1 rRNA gene is annotated in these 848 nt (G+C 43.2%); it reads right to left on the bottom strand.

What is annotated here, in order from left to right:
• A 23S ribosomal RNA gene (locus HHA42_RS13355) occupies positions 1-592 on the bottom strand; the annotation flags it as partial.
• Between the last annotated feature and the right edge of the window lie 256 nt (positions 593-848).

Here is an 848-nt window from a genome sequence, read left to right as displayed (position 1 = left end):
GCTACTGAATATAAGTCGCTGACCCATTATACAAAAGGTACGCAGTCACCGAACAAGTCGGCTCCCACTGCTTGTATGCATGCGGTTTCAGGATCTATTTCACTCCCCTCACAGGGGTTCTTTTCGCCTTTCCCTCACGGTACTGGTTCACTATCGGTCAGTCAGGAGTATTTAGCCTTGGAGGATGGTCCCCCCATATTCAGACAAGGTTTCACGTGCCTCGCCCTACTCGTCATCATTATGTGTGCCCTTTCGTGTACAGGACTATCACCCACTATGGTTGCACTTCCCAGAGCATTCCACTAAAACACACATAACTTAATGGGCTTTTCCCCTTTCGCTCGCCGCTACTGAGGGAATCTCAATTGATTTCTTTTCCTACGGGTACTGAGATGTTTCACTTCCCCGCGTTCGCTTCGTATGACTATGTATTCATCATACGATACCTACCTTAAGGTAGGTGGGTTCCCCCATTCAGAAATCTCCGGATCAAAGGATATTTGCCGCCTCCCCGGAGCTTTTCGCAGGCTATCACGTCTTTCTTCGCCTCTGACTGCCAAGGCATCCACCACATGCACTTAATTACTTGACTATACAACCCCAAACAGTCGTTAACCCCTACAAGTAGGGTTAAGACAATTAAATAAATATAAAATATTTATTTAATTCACAGTTTGACGTCTTGTGCACTTAAGCACTGTACAGCTTCAATTAGATTCATATACCAAAACGCTTGATTCAGTTAATTTGCTAGTTCTCATTTCAATTCGTAATTAAAACGTAACACCGAAGCATTACTGTCAATCTTGAATTAAATGAGTTGAACAATTTATTTCAGACTCAATTTT

Source organism: Acinetobacter sp. A3 (assembly GCF_012371415.1).
GTDB lineage: Bacteria > Pseudomonadota > Gammaproteobacteria > Pseudomonadales > Moraxellaceae > Acinetobacter.
Note: the sequence above shows the minus strand (reverse complement) of the source record. Positions and strands in the feature narration are given on the sequence as shown.